Origin of the sequence: Streptomyces sp. NRRL S-495, from assembly GCF_000966955.1 — a bacterium.
GTDB lineage: Bacteria > Actinomycetota > Actinomycetes > Streptomycetales > Streptomycetaceae > Kitasatospora > Kitasatospora purpeofusca.
The window spans coordinates 1-1,952 of record NZ_JZWY01000234.1; the positions used below are offsets into that span (position 1 = coordinate 1).

Here is a 1,952-nt window from a genome sequence, read left to right on the forward strand (position 1 = left end):
ACCGGGCCCGGGGCGGGCTGCGGGGCCGGGGGCTCGTAGAGCGCGGCCGGGCCGGGCGGGTGCTCGTCGTAGGCGTTGCGCGCGGACCTCGGCGGTACGGCGTCCTGGGGGCCGGGGCCGGCGTCCGTCACGGGGTCGGGACCTCCGGGGACCGCCGTAGTCTCCGCCATTTCCAGGTCACCGCCCCGCCCCGCCGCTGAGCGGCGTTCTGCTGCCTCGTACCCCGTGTGGCGCCTGTCACCACACATGGGCGCCACCCTACGAGATCGGGTGATGCCGGAGCCAGGCCGGGTGGGTGAACAGGGATCCACGCCGGGGCTCCGCAGGCCGGGACCGGGCGCGGCAACGTCAGCAGAAATCGCCAATCCGGTCGGCCACCACGAAGTCCGCCCCGCAATCCGTGCAGTGCGCGCCCCCGAAGAGGTAGGTCAACGCGGTGGCGACGTCACGCTGACCGTCGCCGAGGGCGAGGCTGTGGAGGCGTTGGCCGATGCCGTGCAGGTCACCCGGCTCCGCGGGTCGCAGGGGGGCCTTCTCGACATCGTCGTGCAGGGCGTAGTCGCCGCTCGTGGAGAAGTAGCCGTATTCACCGATGGCGATGAACAGATCGGTCTCGCAGCGCGGACAGGAGGTCTGGTACTCCTCGTTCACGAGTCCGCCGGCCAGCTCCTCGCCCCAGACCGGTACACCTTCGAAGGCCAGGAGGGATTCGAGCAGGTAGATGTAGTCGGTGCGGTCGGGAGCCGTCCGAAGGTGCTCGTTCGCCTTCCGCAGCAGGACCGCGATGTCCTGGGCGTTCTTCGCAAGGACGTCACCGGCCTCGTTCAGCTGGTCCGCCCCCGCCACGATGGCGGCTGCCAGGTGCAGTGCGTTCAGCTGCTCCTTCGTGTCGGCACCGGCGGCGGCGATCGCCGTCAGCCGGGGAATCGCCGCGAAGCTGGCCGAGTAGACACTGCCCTGATGGCAGAGCGCCGACCAGAGGTCGCTCCAGCACTCGGCAGTCGGATCCGCTTCGATCCGGTCGAGCAGGGCGGGTATGTCTTCCGCGGAGCCGTAGGCATGGCTGAGTTGCGACCAATCCGTCATGCGGGAATCCCATCAGACCGGTGTGACATCCGGCCGTCCCGCCCCCGGCGTCTCCCACCGGATCCGGGCCGGACGCACCGCGCCCCGCTCGGCGCGCGGGGTGCGGGCCGGGCGGGGCGTGGTGGGGGGTGCTGACGGTCTGCCGGGTCAGGAGCCGGCGAGGAGGTCGCGGAGGAGGGCGATGGTGTCGGTGTCGANNTCGCGACCGGTTCGGCGGCTGAGTGCGTCGAGGCGGTTGACGGCGCGCAGCAGTTGGTCGCGGGCGCCGGCCGAGGCGTAGGCGTAGAACAGGTCGCGGTGCAGCAGTTCGACGTCCGGGGCGACGGCGAGGCCGCGGAAGACGGCGGCCTCGGCACTGCGGTGGTCGCCGTACTGGAGGCGGCGGGCGGCGAGTTCGTGGGCGGTGTCGACGATCGCGGCGATCATGTCCTGCCGTTCGGCCTCGGCCCAGCCGAACGAGGCGGGCGGGGCCTCCGCGAACGGGGCGCCGCGGACCAGGGCGAGGGCGTGGGCGAGGGCCGCGTCGGCGGTGGCGCTGGTGCTGCGCATGCCGCGCCGGTAGAGGCTGCGGAACTCGTCCCAGTCGCAGGTGACGGCCGGGGCGAAGGTGCAGCCCTCGACCTGGCCGGTGACCAGCAGGGGCCGGCCGTCCGAGGCGGTGCCCAGCCAGGCCGCCAGGTCGGCGAGCTTTTCGGACAGCGGGTTCCGGGCGTCGGCGGCGGTGGGGTGCGGGTCGAGGTGGGCCGCCCCGGGGTGCAGGTCGTGGTCGAGGGCGGCGTGGTCGGCGCCGGGACGCAGGGCCAGGTAGGCGGCGAGCTCGGTGAGCCGGCCGATCGCGCCGGGTTCGGCGGTGCCGCCGGTGCCGG

The 1,952-nt window shown here is 73.4% G+C and carries 2 protein-coding genes; both read right to left on the minus strand.

Annotation, left to right across the window (positions count from 1 at the left end; translation table 11 throughout):
- Positions 1-348 precede the first annotated feature (348 nt).
- Entirely contained in the window at positions 349-1,086 is a 738-nt protein-coding gene (locus VR45_RS13830; protein WP_045940035.1) for a hypothetical protein, read from the minus strand.
- A 147-nt stretch (positions 1,087-1,233) separates the two neighbouring features.
- The coding region (locus VR45_RS13835) for a bacterial transcriptional activator domain-containing protein (RefSeq protein ID WP_045940036.1) at positions 1,234-1,952 on the minus strand (719 nt) is incomplete at its 5' end.

Coding starts and splice junctions, on each gene's coding strand:
- VR45_RS13830 (WP_045940035.1), bottom strand. CDS start 1,086: ATGACGGATTGGTCGCAACTCAGCCATGCCTACGGCTCCGCGGAAGAC.